The organism is bacterium (assembly GCA_021371935.1).
In the GTDB taxonomy this organism is placed as follows: domain Bacteria; phylum Armatimonadota; class UBA5829; order UBA5829; family UBA5829; genus UBA5829.
Genome location: JAJFVF010000002.1, coordinates 119,778 through 142,077, shown reverse-complemented (window position 1 = coordinate 142,077; position 22,300 = coordinate 119,778). Strand labels below are relative to the sequence as shown.

The 22,300-nt window shown below is 50.3% G+C and carries 22 protein-coding genes and 1 pseudogene; 14 read left to right on the top strand and 9 right to left on the bottom strand.

Annotated elements, in window-relative coordinates:
- Nucleotides 1-156: 156 nt before the first annotated feature.
- Both aroA and aroC read left to right on the top strand, forming a co-directional pair.
- Nucleotides 157-1,443, top strand: coding sequence for a 3-phosphoshikimate 1-carboxyvinyltransferase (gene aroA / locus LLG46_00735; GenBank protein ID MCE5321820.1), 1,287 nt, complete (start codon nucleotides 157-159; stop codon nucleotides 1,441-1,443).
- A gap of 67 nt (nucleotides 1,444-1,510) precedes the next feature.
- Nucleotides 1,511-2,635 carry a chorismate synthase gene (gene aroC, locus LLG46_00730; GenBank protein ID MCE5321819.1) on the top strand — a complete coding sequence of 375 codons (1,125 nt, stop codon included), beginning with the start codon at nucleotides 1,511-1,513 and terminating at the stop codon, nucleotides 2,633-2,635.
- Nucleotides 2,636-2,796: 161 nt separating this feature from the next.
- Here the strand turns inward: aroC and LLG46_00725 are convergent, their stop codons facing one another.
- Complete coding sequence (locus LLG46_00725) at nucleotides 2,797-3,177, bottom strand: STAS domain-containing protein (protein MCE5321818.1); 381 nt, start codon at nucleotides 3,175-3,177, stop codon at nucleotides 2,797-2,799.
- A gap of 199 nt (nucleotides 3,178-3,376) precedes the next feature.
- The gene (locus LLG46_00720; protein MCE5321817.1) at nucleotides 3,377-5,143 is read right to left on the bottom strand and encodes a phosphoenolpyruvate carboxykinase (GTP); all 1,767 of its coding nucleotides are present in this window, start codon (nucleotides 5,141-5,143) and stop codon (nucleotides 3,377-3,379) included.
- Between the two features lie 355 nt (nucleotides 5,144-5,498).
- On the opposite strand from LLG46_00720, the gene LLG46_00715 reads away from it, so the two are divergent.
- Nucleotides 5,499-6,647 carry a PEP-CTERM sorting domain-containing protein gene (locus LLG46_00715; protein ID MCE5321816.1) on the top strand — a complete coding sequence of 383 codons (1,149 nt, stop codon included), beginning with the start codon at nucleotides 5,499-5,501 and terminating at the stop codon, nucleotides 6,645-6,647.
- Here the strand turns inward: LLG46_00715 and LLG46_00710 are convergent.
- From LLG46_00710 to LLG46_00700, 3 genes are read right to left on the bottom strand one after another with little or no spacing between them, the layout of a single operon-like run.
- Nucleotides 6,644-7,207 (bottom strand): hypothetical protein, encoded by a 564-nt coding sequence (locus LLG46_00710; protein ID MCE5321815.1) that lies wholly within the window; start codon nucleotides 7,205-7,207, stop codon nucleotides 6,644-6,646. The two genes, LLG46_00715 and LLG46_00710, sit on opposite strands and share 4 nt — an antisense overlap.
- Entirely contained in the window at nucleotides 7,194-7,703 is a 510-nt protein-coding gene (locus LLG46_00705) for a GNAT family N-acetyltransferase (protein MCE5321814.1), read from the bottom strand. Before LLG46_00705 ends, LLG46_00710 begins: the two co-directional genes overlap by 14 nt.
- Nucleotides 7,696-9,147 carry a hypothetical protein gene (locus tag LLG46_00700; protein ID MCE5321813.1) on the bottom strand — a complete coding sequence of 484 codons (1,452 nt, stop codon included), beginning with the start codon at nucleotides 9,145-9,147 and terminating at the stop codon, nucleotides 7,696-7,698. The genes LLG46_00705 and LLG46_00700 overlap by 8 nt, the downstream gene beginning before the upstream one ends.
- Before the next feature lie 603 nt (nucleotides 9,148-9,750).
- On the opposite strand from LLG46_00700, the gene argB reads away from it, so the two are divergent.
- From argB to argH, 11 genes and pseudogenes are all read left to right on the top strand, one after another.
- The gene (argB, locus tag LLG46_00695) at nucleotides 9,751-10,608 is read left to right on the top strand and encodes an acetylglutamate kinase (GenBank protein ID MCE5321812.1); all 858 of its coding nucleotides are present in this window, start codon (nucleotides 9,751-9,753) and stop codon (nucleotides 10,606-10,608) included.
- 141 nt (nucleotides 10,609-10,749) lie between these two features.
- Nucleotides 10,750-11,952 (top strand): acetylornithine transaminase, encoded by a 1,203-nt coding sequence (locus LLG46_00690; GenBank protein MCE5321811.1) that lies wholly within the window; start codon nucleotides 10,750-10,752, stop codon nucleotides 11,950-11,952.
- A 137-nt stretch (nucleotides 11,953-12,089) separates the two neighbouring features.
- A pseudogene (locus tag LLG46_00685) lies at nucleotides 12,090-12,515 on the top strand (ATP-dependent Clp protease ATP-binding subunit ClpC).
- A 21-nt stretch (nucleotides 12,516-12,536) separates the two neighbouring features.
- Entirely contained in the window at nucleotides 12,537-13,505 is a 969-nt protein-coding gene (gene argF / locus LLG46_00680; GenBank protein MCE5321810.1) for an ornithine carbamoyltransferase, read from the top strand.
- Between the two features lie 51 nt (nucleotides 13,506-13,556).
- A complete protein-coding gene (locus LLG46_00675) occupies nucleotides 13,557-13,937 on the top strand; it encodes a four helix bundle protein (GenBank protein ID MCE5321809.1) in 381 nt (126 codons plus the stop codon).
- A gap of 47 nt (nucleotides 13,938-13,984) precedes the next feature.
- A complete protein-coding gene (locus LLG46_00670) occupies nucleotides 13,985-15,175 on the top strand; it encodes an argininosuccinate synthase (protein MCE5321808.1) in 1,191 nt (396 codons plus the stop codon).
- An 84-nt stretch (nucleotides 15,176-15,259) separates the two neighbouring features.
- Complete coding sequence (locus tag LLG46_00665) at nucleotides 15,260-15,577, top strand: nucleotidyltransferase domain-containing protein (GenBank protein MCE5321807.1); 318 nt, start codon at nucleotides 15,260-15,262, stop codon at nucleotides 15,575-15,577.
- Nucleotides 15,564-15,971, top strand: coding sequence for a HEPN domain-containing protein (locus tag LLG46_00660; GenBank protein ID MCE5321806.1), 408 nt, complete (start codon nucleotides 15,564-15,566; stop codon nucleotides 15,969-15,971). The genes LLG46_00665 and LLG46_00660 overlap by 14 nt, the downstream gene beginning before the upstream one ends.
- A gap of 75 nt (nucleotides 15,972-16,046) precedes the next feature.
- Nucleotides 16,047-16,871, top strand: a complete 825-nt coding sequence (locus LLG46_00655; protein ID MCE5321805.1) for a class II aldolase/adducin family protein — start codon at nucleotides 16,047-16,049, stop codon at nucleotides 16,869-16,871.
- A gap of 56 nt (nucleotides 16,872-16,927) precedes the next feature.
- A complete protein-coding gene (locus LLG46_00650) occupies nucleotides 16,928-17,425 on the top strand; it encodes a hypothetical protein (GenBank protein ID MCE5321804.1) in 498 nt (165 codons plus the stop codon).
- 85 nt (nucleotides 17,426-17,510) lie between these two features.
- Complete coding sequence (gene argH / locus LLG46_00645) at nucleotides 17,511-18,887, top strand: argininosuccinate lyase (GenBank protein ID MCE5321803.1); 1,377 nt, start codon at nucleotides 17,511-17,513, stop codon at nucleotides 18,885-18,887.
- Between the two features lie 47 nt (nucleotides 18,888-18,934).
- On the opposite strand, the gene LLG46_00640 is transcribed toward argH, so the two are convergent.
- The 4 genes from LLG46_00640 to LLG46_00625 form a co-directional block, all read right to left on the bottom strand.
- Nucleotides 18,935-19,960: a DUF4352 domain-containing protein gene (locus LLG46_00640; protein ID MCE5321802.1), complete on the bottom strand. Its 1,026-nt coding sequence runs from the start codon at nucleotides 19,958-19,960 to the stop codon at nucleotides 18,935-18,937.
- Nucleotides 19,961-20,043: 83 nt separating this feature from the next.
- Nucleotides 20,044-20,784: a ThuA domain-containing protein gene (locus LLG46_00635; GenBank protein MCE5321801.1), complete on the bottom strand. Its 741-nt coding sequence runs from the start codon at nucleotides 20,782-20,784 to the stop codon at nucleotides 20,044-20,046.
- A gap of 152 nt (nucleotides 20,785-20,936) precedes the next feature.
- Complete coding sequence (locus LLG46_00630; GenBank protein ID MCE5321800.1) at nucleotides 20,937-21,389, bottom strand: OsmC family protein; 453 nt, start codon at nucleotides 21,387-21,389, stop codon at nucleotides 20,937-20,939.
- Nucleotides 21,390-21,464: 75 nt separating this feature from the next.
- Complete coding sequence (locus tag LLG46_00625; GenBank protein MCE5321799.1) at nucleotides 21,465-22,151, bottom strand: response regulator transcription factor; 687 nt, start codon at nucleotides 22,149-22,151, stop codon at nucleotides 21,465-21,467.
- Between the last annotated feature and the right edge of the window lie 149 nt (nucleotides 22,152-22,300).

The window sequence follows — 22,300 nt, the reverse complement described above, 5'->3', positions numbered from 1 at the left end:
TGTATGTGGTTTTACTGGTGTGAAAAACTACAGTGGTATACAAGCGACCAACCGTGATTTACTTAGTGACAGCACGGACAATTGACAAGTTCAGCTCATCTCCTGTATCCTTAAGAAAATATGTATGCGCCTGCGAGAAGGCGCATCTTTTTGTCTATGAAGCTGATTGTCAACAAGTCAAAGCTGTCGGGATCGGTAGAAATCCCGGGGTCCAAATCGCACACAATACGCGCTGCAGTAATCGCGTCTCTCGCCGAAGGTGAATCGATAATTCGTAAATCCCTTGTGGCGTCGGATACACTTGCAGCAGCAAGTGCCTGCCGACTATTGGGAGCACAAATCAATAAGCCCGATGACTGGATCGTGAATGGTGTCGGCTCCAAGCCCAGAGTGCCGGAGAATGTGATAGATGTGGGCAACTCAGGCACAACGCTTTATATTGCTTTGGGTATGGCGTCCCTTGTTGACGGAGTGAGTGTGTTTACCGGCGATGACCAGATCAGGCGAAGGCCTGCAGGTCCGATTATAGATGCGCTGAATGCTCTCGGAGCGAAAGTCGAGTCGACTCGCAGCAACGGCATGGCACCAATAATCGTGCGCGGTCCGTTGAACGGTGGAAAAGTCGTGCTCGACGGCAGCAAGACCTCGCAATATCTCACCAGCCTGCTGATAAGTTGTCCATTAGCCCAGAGTGATACGACAATTCGCGTTCAAAACCTGATCGAGAAGCCCTACGTAGAGATGACACTGCGCTGGATAAGAGAGCAGGGGATAACGGTTGAAAATCACGATTTCAAAGAGTTTGTTATTCCCGGCAGACAGTGCTATAAGCCATTTGATCGTGCGGTGCCTGCCGATTGGAGTTCGGCTGCGTTTTTTATGTGTGCTGCAGCCATTACAGGCTCGGAGGTAACTCTATTTGGGCTGGATGAGAATGACACGCAGGGCGATAAGGCTATTGTCGACATGCTGCGCCGCATGGGAGTGAAAATTGAGTGGAGAGTGGAAAGTGGGGAGCGAAGAGCTTTAGTGATTTCCGGCAGCGAGCTTCATGGTGCAACGCTTGATTTATCTGATACCCCCGATGCTCTGCCTGCGCTGGCTGTTACTGCATGCTTCGCAGAGGGCGAGACCAGGCTGGTCAATGTCCCACAGGCGCGGCTTAAGGAGACAGACCGCATTGCGGTTATGTGCGAAGAGCTGACCAAAATGGGCGCGGATATTGAGGAACTGCCCGATGGCCTTGTGATACGCGGATCAAAACTAAAGCCTGTTGTAGTGCACGGCCATTACGATCATCGTGTTATAATGGCTCTGGCGGTTGCAGGGCTTTGCCTTGATGGTGAAACCGATATTTATACCGCAGAGGCTCTGAGTGTTACTTTTCCGAACTTTGTGGAACTGATGAACGGCATAGGCGCCGATATTCGCAAAGCGGATTGAAATAATACTTTCGCATCAGGCCGCGGCCGACAGGCTGCGCAAGTGCTGCGAAAAAGGAGGAAATTGAGTGTTAGGCAATACTATCGGTAGATTATTCAGGGTCACCGCCTGCGGTGAATCCTATGGTGACGCATTGGTGGCCATTATAGACGGCTGCCCGGCGGGTCTGGATATTTCGGACGAATACGTTCAGAAAGAACTCGACGCCAGGCGTCCGGGCACATCTCCGCTGGACTCACCCAGAAAGGAGACCGACCAGGTTCACATATTCGCGGGTATGCGTGACGGGTTTACCACCGGTGCTCCAATGGGCTTGATTATCTATAATGTCGACCGGCATGATATTCATGTGAAGCAGTATTTTGATGTAAAGGATCTTGTCCGACCCGGTCATGCCGAGTATACGCATATGATCAAATATGGCAAGTATGCCGACTGGTGCGGCGCGGGCAGAGCCAGCGGACGCGAGACATGTATGCGTGTAGCTGCTGGGGCTGTTGCCAAGAAGATTCTTGAACAGCAGGGTATAAAGGTTCTTGGCTACACTAAAGAATGTATGGGTGTCAAAGCTCGTCCTCTCACGTTTGAGGATATAGAGAATAACTATCGTTCAAACCACATCAACTGCCCGGATGAGAAAGCCGCAAAGCAGATGATCGACCGCGTCCTTGAAATTAAAGAGGAAGGCGATACTGCGGGCGGAGTAGTCGAGGTGATTGCACGTGGTGTGCCTGCCGGTCTTGGCGAGCCTGTCTTCGATAAGCTCAACGCCACAATAGCCCATGGTTTGATGAGTATAGGTGCAGTGAGGGGTGTCGAGTTCGGTGCAGGTTTTGCAGTGTCGAACATGAAAGGCTCCGAGTCTAACGACATCCCATATGTCGGTGACGACGGCAAGGTCCACTTCCGCACAAACAAGGCCGGAGGCATCGAGGGCGGCATTTCAAATGGCGAGGATATTGTCGTCCGTGTTGCAGTAAAGCCTACAGCCACGCTCTCTATCGATCAGGACACGGTAAACATGGCCAAGATGGAAAATACAAAACTGGAGGCCATCACACGCAGAGACCCGACGATTACAGCCAGGCTGGTTGCTGTCGCCGAGGCAATGGTGCGAATTATCCTGCTCGATCATCTGATGATGTGGCGCGGCTACGACGCTTTGCAGACATTCGAGCATCCATGGTCATAATGCAGGTATAGGCAGTAATAAAACAATGAGTCCGCCTCAAATGTGTGTTGAGGCGGACTCTTTTATAATGTCGCTTGAGGTAGCCCGCATTATTCACGAGGAGCGTGAATAATGCTCTCGGAGCCCTGATTATGCGAGAAGCGCATAATCAGGGCTGTATATCATCGACCGGCAAGTTTTGTCCCGAGCGCAGATAGTGCTTCGTTGATATCATCATGCAGAGATATGCCTGGCAGCGTATGAAGGCGGGTAAGAGTTACGATCCTGCGGACATTTTTATCGGTTATGACAAGCGCCAGCCTGCCGCCGGATGGGCACACACGCCGGTATGCGAAGACCAACGCCGATATGCCGGCGCTGTCTATATAACTCACGCCGTTCATGTCGATTACAAAACCGTTTGGGCTCGCCATCGCGGCACTTTCGACAGCACTCCTGAGCTTATCGACATTTGGCAGTTCAACCTCGCCGCTTACGCGAACGATGACCTGCGTATCCTCGACGATTTCGACGCTCATTGTTTGGGCACGGTCGGCATACATACTTCCATCCTACCAACGACATCAGCAAATGAAACGCTTAATCATAAAAATTGGGTGAGCAATATTACCCACCCAATTACTGTGCCGCACAACACCGGATGCTTCAGATGCTAGCCCGCATTATTCACGAGGAACGTGAATAATGCTCTCAGAGACCCGGATTATGCGATAAGCGCATAATCCGGGCTAAGTCTTTGCCTCAGCTTAATACTGCACAGTGTCCCAATCTCTTTTTTAGTTCCTGTTGTTCTTCTATAAACTCTTCCGGCAGATCGTATCCGAACTGATCGAAGAACTTTTGCATACCGCCGAGTTCTTCAACCCAAGCGTCACAATCAACCTCAAGGAGTCTGTCCATAACCTCACGGGAAATGTCCAGCCCATCAAGGTTCAGCGCATCCACAGTCGGAACGTACCCAATAGGTGTTTCCTTTGCATCAGCCTCTCCTTTGCAGCGTTTGATGATCCACTCGATTGCCCGCAGATTCTCGCCAAAGCCGGGCCAGAGAAATTCTCCGTTTTCATCTTTCTTATACCAGTTGACATGGAATATCTTGGGCGGGCACGAAATCTTTTGACCCATATCAAGCCAATGCCTGAAATACCTGGCCATGTTGTATCCGCAAAACGGCAGCATAGCCATCGGATCGCGACGAACAACGCCCACTGTCCCGGTTGCGGCGGCTGTCGTTTCGCTTGCCATTGTCGCGCCGACAAATGTCCCGTGCTGCCAGTTGAACGATTCATATACCAACGGAGCCAATTTGGCGCGCCTGCCGCCAAAGAGAATTGCAGAGAGCGGCACTCCCTGCGGATTTTCCCATTCCGGCGATATAACCGGACACTGCGATGCCGGAGCCGTAAATCGAGAGTTTGGATGCGCGCCCTTGCCGTCGCTTGCAGGCGTCCAAGGCTGACCTCGCCAATCGATACCCTCTTCAGGCGGGTCATCATCCATTCCTTCCCACCATACTGTGTCCTCAGGCGTAAGCAAAACGTTTGTAAATATTGAATTTCTTCTCGCAGTGAGCATAGCGTTCGGATTTGTCTTCATATTTGTTCCCGGTGCCACTCCGAAGAAGCCGGCTTCAGGGTTGACCGCCCATAGGCGTCCGTCTTGACCGACCCTGATCCATGCGATGTCGTCGCCCACCGTCCAAACTTTGTATCCGGGCATGCTCTCCGGCGGGATAAGCATAGCGAGATTTGTCTTGCCGCATGCGCTCGGGAATGCTGCAGCTATATAGTTGACTTCGCCATCCGGGTTTTCGATGCCCACGATAAGCATATGCTCAGCCATCCAGCCTTCATGCAGACCGAGATAGCTTGCGATCCGCAGCGATAGGCACTTTTTGCCGAGGAGTACGTTTCCGCCGTAGCCCGAACCATAACTCCATATGGTGTTGTCCTCCGGGAAGTGGAGTATATAACGTCGGTTTATATCAAGCTCACCCTTGGAGTGCAGGCATTTTGTGAACTCCTCATTTTCGCCCAGATCATCAATAGCGACCTGGCCCATGCGTGTCATGATTCGCATATTGAGCACAACGTAAATGCTGTCGGTCAACTCGATGCCGATCTTGCGAAACGGTGAACCGGCGGTTCCCATAATAAACGGGACGACATACATTGTGCGGCCTTTCATCGAGCCGTCAAACATCTCCCCGACCTTGGAGTAAGCCTCCTTCGGATCCATCCAGTTATTTGTCGGACCTGCATCTTCTTCTTTGCGCGAACAGATGAATGTAAGATGCTCCGTACGTGCGACATCATTCTCGGCTGTGCGATGCAGCACGCATCCAGGCAGCACTTTCTCGTTGAGCTTATAAAGTTCGCCTGTGGCGCATGCTTCCTGTGTTAAGCGTTGCTTTTCTTCTTCAGAGCCGTCGGTCCAGACGACTTTGTCCGGCTTGCATAAAGCAGCCATCTCTTCGACCCATTTCGCAGCCTCTTTGTTGCGGATCATGACTATTACCCTTCCCGCGGCAAATGCAAAAAAAACCGAATGACCACCCAATGCGGGTATCATTCGGCCTCTCTCTCCACAGATTTGGGCATAGAATCGAAGGTATGGTGATGTCCATACTTTCGCCATAAACCCATGGAGGTCAATGTCTGACCAGACTTAATTATTGTCCAGAGAGCCCGTAATCGCCGCGCCAGGCAACCCGTAGGTCGCCACTTTAGTGATTTTGGACTTTGTATGTATTGTATGCTTATCAAGCAGTAAAGTCAATAGTCAAGTTCATCAATAAAGAATTGGCACGGATTGTGCACATTATACATTTGAATGGCGACAACACGTAACAGGAGCAATATTGATGAATAAAAGAATAATTGGATTGTTTTTTGCCGCAGCACTTCTGTTCGCAATTTGCGGCTTGGCGTCGGCATCACAATATGCCCTCGCGGTAAGCTCATCAAAGCTGTATCAGGTGGAAGTAAGCGGCTCAAATATGACATATAGACAGATAAAAGACCTCGGAGAGAGCAGTTGGGCTCGCTCGATTTCAACTTACGGTGACAAAGTGCTGGTGACCGAAGTGACCAGCAGCGGTAGCAAACTGCGTGCGTTTAGGCTGTCCAGCGGTGGTATCACAGAGACGGCATCAATATCACTGAGCGGGATAACATATGCAAATTCGGTCGCGTCAACCTCAAGTGGAGGTATATATGTGACCGATGGGTCCAGCACAAGCTCGTCATATGCATACATGTCTTCTCTGTCCGATTCAGCGCATGTTAGCACAATCGGCACAGGTTATGCGCCTCTTGTGGATGTTGCAACCTCGGATAATAACGCGGTCATCATCAGCAAGCATAAGGATACGGTAACGGATGAGAGCCATATTTCTAAAGTTATTGACGGAGATCTCAAAAACACCAAGTCGCTGGAAAACGGGTCCTATCCAAGATATCCGGTAGCAGTTACGGCAAAGAGTGATTATGCGTATGTTGTCAGCGAAGTATATAACAGTACGAGCACTAACTGTGCCGCTTTGAGCGTATACAATATCTCTGGCAATACTGTTGATCCACCGACCCAACTGAATGCAGGATTCGTTCCAACAGACATCATCACCTACACTAACACTGCGGATTCCGTCGATTACCTGGCAATGATAGGACGGACGACTTCTGGAACGCTGCAGGCTTGGAAGGCGACAATCTCTGGCGGCACTATCGGGACTTGGACCACCAAGAATCTTGGCACAGACGGCGGACTCAACTTCCAGTGTGCTGCCTCAGCCGACGGCAGTCTGCTTTGGTATTCCAGCCCGACAGGACAATATGTTGGCGCCACTTCGTGGAGCGGTAGTGTAACTACGGATCTGGGCGACGGCATCACAGGACTCGTGGCATTCACGGGTGGAATGGACCCCGTCGTTCCCGAACCGTCGAGCCTGCTTGCTCTGGCGAGCTTTGGACTGGGCGCATTTGGGTTCTATAGAAAGAGAAAAAGCAGCTAAGGTAATATCTGCAGTTCTCGACGCAAATGCTCAAGAAACTGTTTTGCGAATGGCCGGCCTTCGTCAGCCATTCGCTTGCCTGCCGGTGTTTTGAACTTTACTTTATGCAAATTGCCAGTGTAGATGTCAATGGTCTGTTCATAGCTCTGTGCTCTGGCCCCGCCGACAGTGAACGCTTTAGCTATGCCCAGCGCTCCAATGACTTCAATGTAGTTGGCGTCATGGACTATGTCTTCTTCTGGAGACTGCGGCGAATGAAGGTGACGCTCCAACGCCGTTAGCCCGTTCTCAACATCAGCATCCGACCAGCCGAGACCTTGCAGAAAGGCAATTGTTTCGGCGCGAAATGAGCTGTCATCTCGAATCTTAGGCCACAACCCATGAAATGCCGCAAGAAAGCATAACCGGTCAGTATTTAGTGGACCGGATAACCCATCGCATAAGGCATTCAGCCGGGAGACTATTCGCTCAATATGGCTATAGTTATGTCCAACATCGCGCTCTACATAATGTGGGCAGACGAAATCCAGGTAGAGCTTTATTCTATCAAGAATGTCCATTTTCATCCTCCACGAGTCGCATTGCCATAAAACAGGTCGTAAACGGCAGGTGATCAAAGTCTCTTTTACTAACCTCTGCAAAGCCGAAGCGCTTATACCAATCTTTGAGGATGGTATGCTTGTCTATCATCCCCAATCCAAGCCTATCAATGTTTCTTGACCTGACTTTCTCAATGACAAACCTTACCAGCATTTCCCCAAATCCATGATGCCGGTACTCCGGCAAAACCGCCAGCTTTCCAAGGTAATATTTTTCTTTATACGTTTCTATAGAGACTGTCCCAACCTGACGCGAATCTACAAACAGTCCGTAAAGCTCCATTCCGGATTCGATCATCTCATCTAGGCGTTCTCTAGTCATAAACGATGGGTGGGTGGGGCAGTTTTCTTTTGTAATATCAAATTCTTGTTCAAGGGTGGCAAAGCTCTCACAAATTATCCGCACACTCTCATTAAGCTGGGCTTTGGTTACCCACTTGATCTCTACATTATCCATAGAATATTGGCCTCCTGCTTAATAGGACAGGCATCGGCAAAGGACGGGATGGCATTTTTTGTGTTTTGACCCGAACAGAATCCGCAAGCTCTTCCAGGCCGAGTATCTTTTGACCGCCGCCGCTGCGTTCTCTAACTGTAAGTATTCCTGACGCCTGCTCTTTTTCACCCAAAACCACCGTGTAAGGGACCCAATCCTGCTCACTGCGTCTTATCTTCTTACCGACTGTCTCACTGTGGTCGTCTATATCCACCCGTATGCACGCTGATGATAGGGTATCGCAAATCTTTTGTGACAGTTCCAGATAGTCATCCGAGACCGGGATAAGCCTGACCTGTGTCGGCGACAGCCACATCGGGAATGCGGGTTTGATTCCCGATTCCGAGTCGATAGCGATGTTTTCGAGGATCGCGCACAGTGTCCGCTCTATGCTGCCGAAGCTCGATGCATGAATAATCACAGGGCACGGGCGCTTTTGACCGTCCTCATCAATAAAGCCTATATCGAACCTCTTTCCATCCTTCACGTCCCACTGCACGGTACTCACCTGGACATTGGACTTATCCTGCGTAATACTCTGGAACTCGTTTTTGATTGCGTAATAATGGCTCATTTGAGGCATCAGCTTAAAAAAAGCGGGCACATTCATTTGCACTCCAAGACCGACTAGCCAGTCTTGATTTTCCTCAAAAAAGTCAATTGTCCCTTCCCATCCGAGGACCCATCGGCCCTGCGCTATGATATGGTTCATCAAATCTGCAAATCGCAGACAGAGGTTCTCAAATTCGGTTTTTGCTTGTTCTGCCGAAGCGCATGCGGCATGCATATCAGTCATCATAAAATTGCGTACGCGCTTGAGGCCGCTTACTTCACCCTCCTGCTCGTTGCGAAAGCATGTGGCCTCTTCGTAGACCTTTAGCGGCGTTTGTTTGTAAGTAAACCGCACGCCCTGCATGAATGGAAAAGCCAACGGATCTGATGCGTAGCGAAGATAGCCGATGCCTCTGCCGCCATCCACTCTATAGTCCCGTTCGTGAAACTCCCCCATCAGCTCACCGACTATGTTCGAATCGCCTCGAATAACAAGCGGGTTTTTCATCTCAAATGCCCCCCAGTCGCGAGCAAGATCGGCTGCATAGTCCAGGATCAATCGCTGCATCAGAAGCCCATTTGGGTACCATTTATAGTGACCTTTCTCTGATACATCGCAGTAGTCCACAAGCTCGTGGCGGCGCATATATTCGATATGTTTTGGAACGCCCTCGGTCTGGGTCTTGTGACCAAGCTCATTTGAAACGAACTGTCTCAGCAATCCATAAACAGGTTCGTGACGGCGAAGCGCCGGGCATTTAGCATAACTATCGGCAGTAACCTCATATTGATTACCTCTGAGGTCAGCAATAACAAACCGTGTGAATTCGCTGGGTTTACGTTTATTTTCCATTCATCCGTCCGCCTTTATCTGCATATTGGTTGACTAAAAAGGCCGCTTCCCTGAAAGAAGCGGCCTTTGAACTTCTGATTATAAGAAATGGGTTATGTATGCCGCTGCTCAGGGGGACGTGCAATACTATTAGTGTGCATGGTAGTGCACACAAAATTAGCGGTGTTATTAGTCAGCGCCATGTTCATTTCACGTCCTCCTTTCACTAGCATACTTAAGGTGAGTATATCAGCGAAAATGAGCAATGTCAAATTTTGCACACTGAAAATTTGACAATCCCCAGGCTAACTGTTAAAATCACGATGGTTGGCCATAATAGGAATATAATGATGCCATTTGATATGACAAAACCGTATACCGGCCTTAAGACAAGCGCAAAGGTTCGCAGACTGCGTGCTCGTCGTACGTACTTGCCGCGGCCGGAGGGGATGCGTCCACTTTAAGATATATCATGCCTTAGATATCGTCAGGCCGCGGGTTATAGTATCCGCGGCCTTTTTGTGTTGTTGACTCAGAGGTGGCGGACAGATACCATGTTGAGTGAGAATTAAGTATCCCTTCAGGTATCTTACCTGGAGGGCGAGAACACAATGGAGTGAGACCATGAACTATACAAGCGAGCAGGCTAATATACTTGTCCAGGCGCTGCCGTATATACAGCACTATGCCGGAAAGATAATAGTCATCAAATACGGCGGCAACGCCATGATCGACGATGATCTGAAGGTCGGCGTGTGCAAGGATGTCGTGCTTATGCATTATGTAGGTATGAAACCGATCCTTGTTCATGGAGGCGGACCTGAGATCAGCGCAGTTATGCAGAAGCTGGGCAAGGAACCCGAATTCGTCGGCGGCAGGCGGGTAACTGACGCCGAGACCATGGAGATAGTCGAAATGGTTCTTGCCGGCAAGACGAACAAGGGCATCGTCTCGATTATTAACAATCTTGGCGGGCGGTCAGTTGGCCTTTCAGGCAAGGATGCAAATCTAATTGTCGCCCAAAAGGCGGACAGTGACGTTGATCTGGGCTTTGTCGGTCAGGTAGCCAAGGTCAATCCGATGATCCTGAACGATCTGCTGGAGCATAACTATATACCTGTAATATCTTCTGTTGCGATCGGTCCGAACGGCGAGAGTTTTAATGTTAATGCCGATCATATCGCGGGTGAGATTGCCGCTGAGGTAGGTGCGACCAAGCTCATGATGATGACCGACGTGCCGGGTATATACTCAGACTTTAGCGATAAGTCAACCTTTATATCCGAACTAAAGGTGGCGGACGCGAAGCAGATGATAAAGACCAAACAGATAGACAAGGGCATGATCCCAAAGGTGGAGGCTTGTATGACGGCGCTTGCGGGCGCCGTCGAGCGTACGCACATCATAGACGGCACCATGCCTCACTCTCTGTTGATGGAGATATTTACGGATACAGGCATCGGGACGATGATTGTGCCTTGATTCAGTGGAAAGTTGAGAGTGGAGAGCTGAGAGTCCAGACCGGCTGCTAACAGTTAACGTTCTATCACTTAGTGAGACTAATAATCGAGTCATTCCGAGCAGATGCGAGGAATCTGCTTTATAAATGAAAGAGGGCACTTTATGCTAACGAAACAATCAGAGACAAACAGCGCCGATGTAATGGCGCTGTACGATCAATACGTAATGAAAACCTACGGCAAGCAGCCGGTAGTGCTCGTTAAGGGTGAGGGATGCTTTGCTTATGACATCGATGGCAAGGAGTATCTGGACCTTGTGGCAGGGATTGCAGTAAATGGGTTGGGGCACTGCCCGCCCAAAGTAGTCGAGGCTATCCGCGAGCAGGCCGGAACTCTTATGCACACCAGCAATCTCTATTACGTGCCCGGCCAGGCAAAACTAGCCAAGATTCTGTGTGAGATTTCGGGGATGAGTAAGGCTTTCTTCTGCAACTCGGGAGCTGAAGCCAATGAAGCAGCAATGAAACTAGCCAAGAAAGCGGCCAAGATATCAGGGCACCCTGAAAAGTGCGAGATAGTGACGGCATTAAAGTCATTTCATGGCCGGACCCTGGCGGCTATTACTGCCACCGGCCAGCCGAAGTATCAGAAGTCGTTTACTCCGCTGGTTCCGGGCTTCAAATATATACCTTATAATGATATCGAAGCTCTCAAGGACGCAGTGGACGAGAAGACCTGCGCCATTATGATGGAGCCTGTGCAGGGTGAGAGCGGGGTGCATCCGGCCAGTGCCGAGTTCTTGCAGGCAGCACGCGACCTGTGCGACAAGTTCGGCGCAACGCTCATCTTCGACGAGGTCCAGACAGGCTTGGGCAGAACGGGTAAGATGTTTGGGTTCCAGAACTTTGGGGTTGTCCCGGATGTTATGACCCTCGCCAAGACTATAGCGGCGGGTTTCCCGATGGGGGCATGTCTAGCGCGTGATAAATGGGCGGATGTCTTTGAGCCGGGCGACCATGCGGCTACATTCGGCGGCAACCCACTAGCATGCGCGGCGGCGATAGCGGCAGTTACTGAGATAAAAGATGGCGGCTGGGTCGAAAACGCGGCTAAGGTTGGGCAGTATTTCCGCGAGCAACTAGCTATACTGCCTGGAGTAAAAGAAGTCCGCGGACTGGGTCTGATGGTTGCAGCAGAGTTTGATAAGCCCATAGCCAAAGATTTGGTATCAAAGGCGCTGGAGGCCGGTCTAATAATCAACGCGACGAGTGAGAATACGCTGCGGTTCGTCCCGCCACTTATCCTGACTAACGAGTTAGTCGACCGTGCGATAAGTATTATTGCGAAGATACTGAGTGATAATTAGTGGTTATCGACTTTACCATACGGAAGTTTCGATTCGGTAGAACCGAAACAATTTATCAACTGACTGATGGATAGCGAGGTCTGGACTTTCCACTCTCCGCTTTCCACTTTCAGCTATTTTTCGAGGGAGATTATCAAATGTGGCAACGATTTACTGACCACGCTAAGAGGGTTATATTTTTCGCTCAAGAAGAAGCGGGCAAGATGGGTGACAACAATGTCTCCATCGAGCACATTCTGCTGGGTTTGACAAGAGACCGAGGATGCGGTGCAGCGCTGGTGTTGACCTCGCTGGGAGTCGACTTAAAGGAGCTGCGAGCCGAACTTGAGGCCAATATGGCCAGGGGCTCGGGCAATCTGGGCGGCGACATGCAGCTTACTCCGCGTGCCAAGCGGGCAATAGATTTCGCATATGAAGAGGGCAATGAGATGCAGGCCGACAGGCTCTGTTCGGAGCATCTGCTGCTTGGCGTTATCCGGCAGCCGGAGGGTCTGGCTGCACGAACACTGGCCAAGTTCGGTGTCAAGTTGGAACCGGCCAGGCAGGCGGTAATTGAGCAGCGCAGCGGCAAGCTGTTAGAAGGAGTGGCTTTCACCAGCGAGAAGAAACCGGAAGCAGCGGTCGAACTGCGGGGCAAGAGCCTGCTCAGCATCTCTCAGCTCAACCGCGCCGAGATAGACACTATCTTTAATATGACCAAGAAGCTGAAGGAGGGGATCATCCCGCCGTCCAGACAGCGCAGGATTTTTGAAGGCAAGACTCTTGCTATGATTTTTGAGAAACCCAGCCTGCGGACTCGGGTCTCTTTCGAGACCGGAATATTCCAGCTCGGGGGGCATGGCATATACCTTGGGCCCAACGATATCGGTCTGGGTAAGCGCGAGAGCATAGGCGATGTGGCGCAGACAATCGGGCGGATGTGCGACATCATCATGGCTCGTGTCTTTGAGCATGAAAAGGTGACCGGGCTTGCTGAGTATGCGGGGATCCCGGTGATAAATGCCTTGTCCGACCTCGAGCACCCATGCCAAGCTCTGGCCGATTTCTATACGATTCTCGAGCACAAAGGCAAGTTCGAAGGACTCAAACTGGCATTTATAGGCGACGGAAACAACGTAGCTCACTCGCTTATGCTGCTGGCCGCCAAGGTAGGCATGAACTTTGCCATCGGCTGCCCCAAGGGTTATGAGCCGGATGAGAATGTGACAGCCAAGGCGAAGGAGTTTGCTAAAGAGACCGGCGCCAAGATTGAGATATTCAACGATGCTGTTGAAGCCGTTAAGGATGCAGATGTGGTCTATACAGACGTATGGGCGAGTATGGGCCAGGAAGCCGAGGCTGCGGAGAGAGCAAAAACTTTCGCGCCTTTCCAGGTAAATGCCGGTTTGATGAAGCATGCAAAACCCGATGCGATCTTCGAGCACTGCCTGCCCGCTCACCGCAACTCTGAGGTCACTGACGAGGTGATCGACAGCAAGCAGAGTGTAGTTTTTGACGAGGCTGAAAACAGGCTGCATGCGCAGAAGGCCGTGATGGTGCTGTTAGCTGGCTAAGAGTGGAGTGTGGAGAGTTAAGAGTAGAGAACTGTGAGTAAGAGGTTAGCCATGTTTCGGTTCGAGAAGCTGGACATTTGGAAGAAAAGCATCGAGTTTGCTAATTTGATATATAAGTCAACAGAGACTTTTCCGATGAAAGAGCAGTTTGGTCTTACTTCACAAATGAGGCGTGCGGCAGTGTCGATAAGCGCCAATATTGCGGAGGGTAGTTCCAGAGTATCCAACAAAGACTTCTCGCGGTTTATCGAAATAGCTTACGGTTCTTTGTGTGAAACTCTTTCACACTTGCATATTGCAACAGCGCAAAGCTTGATTGATGTAAATTGCCTTGAACGAATCGTTTCAGAAGCTGATGAGCTTGCAAGAATGCTAAGCTCTTTTAGGAACAGCCTTGGAAAGTGGAAAACGGACCAAGTGGCGAGCGAGTAGCTCTCCACTCTCCACCCTCCACTCTCCACCAAAAATGGAGGAAAATCATGCCAAAAACAGTCGTCCTAGTCTACTCAGGTGGGCTGGATACATCAGTGTGCATCCCGATGATGCGCGAGGACTATGGGTTCGACCATATCGTTACCGTTACTGTCGATGTGGGTCTGCCCGCAGCGGAGATCAAACAGGCTGAAGAGAAGGCCAAGATGCTCGGCACCGAGCACTACACAATCGACGCCCGGCAGGAGTTTGTAGACGAGTATATTTTTCCTGCGATCAAAGCCAACGGCGATTATCAGGGCTACCCGATCAGCACATCTATTGCAAGGCCGCTAATAGGCCTCAAGGCAGTCGAGATTGCTCAGAAAGTCAAAGGTGATGCCTTCTGCCATGGCTGCACCGGCAAGGGCAATGACCAGTTCAGGATCGAGTTCGTAATGCGCGCTCTGATGCCTGATATGCCGATCATCGCTCCTATGCGCGAGCACACCATGACCCGCACCTGGGAGATCGAATATGCCGAAAAGAAGGGCATCCCGATCGGCCAGAGCAAAGACAAGATATGGTCCATAGATGAGAATTTGTGGGGACGGTCGATAGAGGGCGGTCATCTGGAGGAGCCGGATTACGCTCCGCCGGAAGAAATCTTCCACTGGACAAAGAACCCTGTGGATGCGCCTAACACGCCGACTGAGATCACCATCACGTTCGATAATGGCGTGCCGGTTGCTTTGAACGGCCAGAAGATGAACTCACTCGATCTGGTCCTTAAGGTGCACGAGCTTGCTGGGGCCAATGGTGTAGGCAGGGTCGATATAATGGAAGATAGGATCATCGGCCTCAAGGTCCGCGAGAACTATGAGTGCCCAGCGGCAAAAGTCCTGATTCCGGCTCATAAGGCTCTGGAAGATTTGGTCTGCACAGCCGAAGAGAGAGCTTTCAAGGTGTCGGTCGATCAGCAGTGGGGCAAGCTCGCCTATGAGGGTCTGTGGTATGACCCGTTCAAGGACGACCTGGAAGCGTTTATCAATAAGATTCAGCCCAGAGTCACCGGCGATGTCATCTTGCGCCTCTTTAAGGGAAGCTGTACGGTCATCGGACGCAGGAGCAAGTATGCTCTCTATAACGAAGACCTGGCGTCATTCGATTCCAAGACCTTTGACCAGAGCGAGGCAGTCGGGATCGTGAAGACCCACGGCATGCAGGCGAGAATGTATCGCACGGTGAAGGATAGTTAAGAGTATGAGAGTGGAGAGTTCGTAATGTGCTCCACTCTTCGTTGATGGTATAATGCGGCATATAATACCCTTGAGGTAAATCGCATGATTAGCAGCGACACAATCGAAACGGCGGCACGCAGACTTGCCGAGAGCTTTAATCCGGAGAAGATAATACTCTTCGGCTCGCAGGCGCGCGGCACTGCTGACGAGCACAGTGATATCGACTTTCTGGTGGTTTGTTCATTTTCAGGCAAAAGACGCAGTGTGATGGTTGAGATGGACAGAGCACTTCGTGGGCTTGGCATCGCCCGAGACATAATAGTGCTTACCCCTGAGGAGTACGAGCGAGATCGTCTGATAGCGGGAACCGTAGCGCGACCCGCGTCGATTGAAGGCAGGGTGTTATATGAGCGAACTTAATCCCGATATCATCGAGAAAGTCAGGCAGTGGGCAGATTATGCCGATGAGGATCTGCGGCTTGCCGTTCATGCTTTGCAGATAGAAAACGACTGTCCGTGTCGTCTGATCGCTTATCATGCTCAGCAGTGTGTCGAGAAATATCTTAAGGCATTCCTTGTAATGTGTGGGGTTGATTTTCCATATACACATAACATTGGGCGTCTAGTCGAATTATTGGCAGAGCAGGGTGGACCATCTGCAGAAATCGAGTCTGCAGATGAACTTACTCCATATGCGATAACGACTCGGTATCCTGGTGAGGACGAGGAAGTAGCAAAAGATGAGGCAATTAACGCTGTAGAAATTGCCAAACGGGTGCGTGAGGTAATTCGCAGAGATTTACCGGTGCCATAATAAATAGCTACGTACAAAAGGTGGGGGGCACATTGATCGGGTAAAGTATTCCCGGTCGGAAAGTTGGATTTAGAAATGTCAGTAGAAGAACCTTATCCATCTCTCGAAGAGCTGATGGGCCTCATTGGTGAGGCGGGGCGTCGGTTGGCCGACATCCAGGCAAGCGAAGGAGCTGCGGGAAATATATCAGTGTTTGTGGGCTGGGATGTCGATCCCGGCAAGTTTTTCACAAACGTTAAGGACTATGAGCTGCCCGGAACTTTGCCGGAACTTGCAGGAGGGTCACTAATCGCCACCGGCTCAGGCCGACGGCTGCGTGAAGTGGCTAATGACCCTACAGCAAACCTGGGATTGGTTAAGGTGGCAAAGGATGGCAAGAGTGCAAAGCTCTACACGTCCACTGACTGCCTGTTTGCCCGCCTGACGAGTGAGTTCAACTCGCATCTGGCGGTTCACACAGACCAGATCAGGGTTAAGAAGACGAACTTCCATGCGTTAATCCATGCTCAGCCGTTGCACTTAACATATCTGAGCCATATCTCACGCTATCAGGACGAGAGATATCTCAACCGACACATACTGCGCTGGGAGCCTGAAGGAATAGTGCAGCTTCCCGATGGAATAGGCTATATTCCGTTCAAGGTTCCCGGTTCGGATGAACTGAAGAAGGCGAATGTCGAGATGCTTCGCACACACAGCATCGTCATGTGGGCTAAGCATGGCGTTATGTCCCGATCGGATACTTCAGTCAAGCGTGCATGCGACCTGGTCGAGTATGTCGAAACGGGAGCGCACTATGAGTATATGAACCTGACAAACCACGGTCTTGCCGACGGTCTCTCCGATGAGGAGATACTGAGCGTGTGCAAGTCTCTGGGTATTGAGCAGAAGGTGTTCTGATAGATAATACGGGATGGCGGTTGGTAAACCGCCATCCAAAATATGGAGACTCTTGTATGGTTGGCAAAGAGAAAACGAAATACGGCAGTTTAGGTGCAAGCATCGTTATTATCGTTTTACTATTCCTATTTGTGTGGCCTGGGCCGTTTCGCTACATATACGTACTAAGGAGCCAACCAATCAAGATTGACAGGATATCCAATCGTGTATATGTACTCGGCAAATTAGGATGGAAGCAGATCGCCGTTAATAAAACAGAGGTGCTGAGCGCAAATAACTTGCGTAAGCTCAAGTTGTCTTGCGGAGAGATCAGCCCTGTAACTAACACCTGTTCCTGCATCCTCTTCAACGGTACTGACATAGTAGTTTCTGAGATCACAATCCATCTAGCTAAAACGGACAGAATATTTAAGCTCAAGCCTCAAACAGGTATTGATTCATTATGCTCTGGACATATGTCCGCGGTTGTTGACCAAGACTTTTCCGAGCAATGGTGGGGTAGCTTCAAGGACAAACCTAAAATTATAGGTGCACGTGGCTACCGCGCAGAATGAGGCAATAAAGAGATTGATCCAGTAGCGAATATTGCTTCATTCCTCAAATGCCAACAAAAACATGGGTTCCTAAGGAGCAGCAACCTTGACAAAAAAACTCTGGGGTGGAAGGTTTTCAAAATCAACTGACAAGGCCGTGGAGACATTCACGGAGTCTATCAGCTTCGACTCGCGGCTCATCGAGCACGACATCCGCGGCAGCATTGCGCACGCCAAAATGCTGGGCAAGTGCGGGATCATTCCCGATGATGACGCCAAAAGGATAGTGAGCGGCCTGCAGTTTATACTCGACGATGCCATATCGGGAAGGATCGAGTTCGACCCAAGCGCCGAAGACGTGCACATGAATGTCGAGAGGCTCCTCTTTGAGAAGATCGGCGATGTTGCGGGTAAGCTACACACTGCGCGCAGCCGCAACGACCAGGTCTGCGCAGACATTCGGCTATTCTTGAAGGACGAGATCAAGCATATAACCGGGTTGATCGTCGATTTGCAGAAAGTGGTTGTAGACCAGGCTGAAAAGAACTCGGAAGTGATAATGCCCGGTTACACTCATATGCAGCATGCGCAGCCGGTTATCCTCGGCCATTGCCTCATGGCATGGTTTTGGATGATCCAGCGGGATAAAGAGCGGATGCTTGACTGCCTGAAGCGGGTAGATGTGCTGCCATTGGGTTCGGGTGCACTTGCAGGGACCACTTTCCCGATAGACAGGCAGATAGTGGCCGATGCGCTCGGTTTTGCAGCAGTTTCGGATAACAGCATGGACTCAGTTGCGGACAGAGACTTCATATCCGAGTTTCTGGCCGATGCGTCCATACTGATGATGCACCTATCGCGATTTTCAGAAGAGATTATAATCTGGAACACGTCTGAGTTCGGATTTATCGAGCTGGACGACTCAGTCACCACCGGCTCGTCCATTATGCCTCAAAAGAAGAACCCGGATGTGGCCGAGTTGGTGCGCGGCAAGAGCGCACGGGTTATCGGAGACCTGATGAGCCTGCTCACACTTCAGAAAGGTTTGCCTCTGGCATATAACCGTGATTTGCAGGAAGACAAGGAACCTCTTTTTGACGCAGTTGATACCGTGCAGGGCTCGCTCATATGCTTTGCGCTGATGCTCAAAACTGCGAAATTTGATACTGAGAGGATGCATGCGGCTGCTGGCGAGGCTTATTCTACGGCTACCGACCTTGCCGACCACCTTGTGCGGCAGGGAGTGCCGTTCAGGAGCGCACATGCCCAGGTCGGCTCTCTGGTTGCATACTGTGTGGAAAACAACAAGGAGCTTTTTGATCTTACAATAGATGAGATCAGGCAGTTTGCGCCGGATGCGGCTGAGGATGTGGCGTCAGCTCTAACGGTGAAGGCTAGTGTGGCTGCCAGGAGCGCGACCGGCGGGACAGCGGCCTCAGAAGTAAAGCGGCAGATTGAGAAAGCCCGGTCCGTTCTTGAATAAGTGTGCTTGATAGGCCGAGGAGTGCTCGGCCTATCATTATCAGACGGTTAGCTTTTTACGGAACTGATATCAAAGATAAACGTCCTATTCTCATCAACGTGCATGGATAGAGTCTTTACATCAGTATCTTCAGGGATTGTGAATATGGAGCGAACTGATATCTCCTGCCCAGGCTTAACATCGGATGAAAAAGACCTGTCCTTGCTCTTTTGGAGCATGTCTACGCAACTCCCCACTTCTACACCATCAGTGTCGGTTATTATGGGATCAAATGTATCCCATCGCATAAACAGAGGAGAAGTCCCCACATTTTTGACGCTCAGATACACAATCAGGAAAACGTTGCCTTCCTCGGTCTCTTGTTCGCCCATTTTAGGGTCGTCATTGACCTCGATCTTGTCGAGTTTCACTTCAAGCCCACTCAATGGGTAGTAGACACCCATCTTCGCAGGAATCTTGTCGAGGACAGTAGCGTTGGTCTTATCTGCCGGATCGGCATATTCTGCAGGCAGTCCTTTCACATTGCCCCTGAGGTCATAACGAAGCACAAGATCATCGTCAGACTTGATAATCAACTTTGGCATTTCGCCTTTTGCAGGCACAGGCATCACACCATATACGTCTATTTTTTGTGCGGGCTTGAGGCTCATAGAACAAGACTGCTTGTCCTTTTCCATTCCAAGGGCTGTAAGCCCGTCGTGATTCTGGCTCTGCGGGTCGACCACTGTAAATGAGAAATTGTCCCATCTGACAAAGTATTCGTTCGGCTGCGGGTTGTGATAGGTCATATGGTATACGATCAGTTTCTCTTCCGCGGTCGGCACATATGTTTGATCGCCTACCTTTACCGGATCGATAGTATACTCCGCGCTTTTTAAAGTGATGTTAAAAGGGTTACTCTTACCCAGGGTATATGTCTTGCCGAACTCGGCATATTCACCTTTGAGTTGAGTTGTTCCTTGAACATAATGTGGGGTCTTGGCCGTAGTTTTTTTTGTTGCTGCTGTTACCGTAATTGTTGAAGCAAACACAAATGCAGCCGCCAGAGCCCCGTACCTAGTCAGTCTACTCAATTCTCTCTACTCCTCCTCGTGAAAATGGATAGGCTGACTTAATAATAGGGCTCCGCCGGCTTCAAGTCAATATATGAGATGTGCTACTTCGATGTGATATTCTCCAGAGGCTGAGGAACATGACCGTAGTAGTGTGCGGGTCCACCCGAGCGTTTTGCCCACCTAACTGCATTTTCGATGACCTTAAGCACCTCTTCCTGGTAGTAGACAGGGAAAGTCTCATGGCCGGGTCTGAAATAGAAGACTTTGCCTCGGCCTCTGTGCCAGCAGCACCCGCTGCGGAAGATCTCGCCGCCTTCAAACCAGCTCACCAATACCAGCTCGTCCGGCGCAGGGATATCGAATCTCTCGCCGTACATTTCTTCATGCGGTATCTCGAAATACTCGGGCAGGCCTGCTGCAATCGGGTGAGACGGGTCAATAATCCAGATCCTTTCTTTCTCACCAATCTCGCGCCACTTCAGGTTGCACGTTGTACCCATCAGTTTCTTGAATATCTTTGAGAAATGACTTGAGTGCAGCGCGATCAATCCCATTCCATCCAGGACATGTTGCTGGACTCTATCGACGATCTCATCTTTTACTTCGTTGTGCGCTGCATGCCCCCACCATATAAGCACATCGGTGTTTGCAAGCACTTCATCGGTTAGGCCGTGCTCAGGTTCATCCTGCGTAGCTGTGCGGACCTCAAACCCGGGCTGCTTCTTCAGATAGTCGGCTATGGCATTGTGCATGCCTTTGGGATATACCTTATTAGGCTCTCCACCATCGATCTGTTCATGTCGAAATTCATTCCAGACAGTAACGCGTGTAACATCATTCATGTCGATACCTCTTGCAGATTGTATATATATACCGGCATTTGTTTATAGATTACAATTCGGGAATCCTGCACAAATTTAAAAAAGAAGCACGAAAACAGATTTTGCATTTTCGTGCTTTGTAAACAATATTTATTAAGCCATAATGGACCAGGCTATTCTCTTATCCACTCTATTTCGGTCTGGACCCCTGCGTCATGGAGCAGGTTAAATACTGGACAGCGGTTTTCGACCTGTTCTTTGACCATATCCAGTCTCTCTTGGCTTTCGTTGGTCTTTATGTAGAACTTGCCTCTAAAACTGCAGAAGTGCCTGCAGACTCCGGGCATCCCCGCAAATCCTCTTAGGTCTATATCGCCTTCAGCTTCGAACCTTGCGGTCGAGAAACTGAAGTCCATTTGTTTTGCAACCAGTGAAAGGGTGATCCCCGCACATCCTATCAGTGCTGCAGTGACATATTCCATAGGAGATGCACCTTTGTTTGTGCCTCCCAAGTATGCAGGCTCATCCAAAATGGCGTCAAATTCTCCCATCTTCGCGGTTATGAGCATAGGTGCTGTCCATTCGCCGACAGCTCTAGTGGTCATTATTTTTGGTTTGTCTTCCATTTCTTACTCCTTAGATAAATACTATGTATCTATAGCAGAGCTTACCCACGTTTAGTGAAGAACAAACCGGTATTCTCACTCTATGCCAAATTTATAGCCAACTCCGCGCACCGTGACCACATAGCGTGGATTTGCTGGGTCCGTCTCGATCTTCTCGCGCAGCCTGCGCACATGAACATCGATAGTACCATGGTCGATATATTCGTCCTCACCCCAAACCTTTTCCAGTAGGGAATCCCTGTCAAAGACCCGTCCTTTGCCGGCGAGCAGGATTTCAAGCAGAGCGAACTCTTTGGGACGCAACTCGACGATATTATCGGCCACTCTAACCTCGTGTCTTGCGCGATCGAGGATGACACCACCTCCGCGCAGGATTTCGTCTTTTCGCCTGGTCTCGCCTGACGATCTCCTCAAGGCCGAGCGAACACGCGCCACAAGTTCGATGATGCTGAACGGTTTTGCGATATAATCGTCAGCGCCGACCTCCAGCCCGATCACCTTGTCCACTTCTCCGGACCTGGCGCTGACCATTATAATCGGGAAATCGTAGTCGCGCCGTACTGCTCGGCAGACCTCCTTGCCGTCAACAATGGGCAGCATAACATCCAGCAGCATCAGATTGGGTGGCTCACGCCGCACTGCATCGAGTGCCTGCACTCCATCCTCGCATATTTCGACACTGTAGCCTTCTGCTTCAAGATTGTGCTTCAGCAGCAGGGCAATATCCTCTTCATCTTCAACCACAATCACTCGCGCAGACATAACAATTACCTCAGCTTAGCCCGCATTATTAATGATGAACGTGAATAATGCTCTCGGAGACCCGTATTATGCGCTTCCAGCATAATATAGGTTAGCATATTGATCCAAATGTATATTAAGTCGCAATTGTTAGGTTTGTGTTGTGCCTG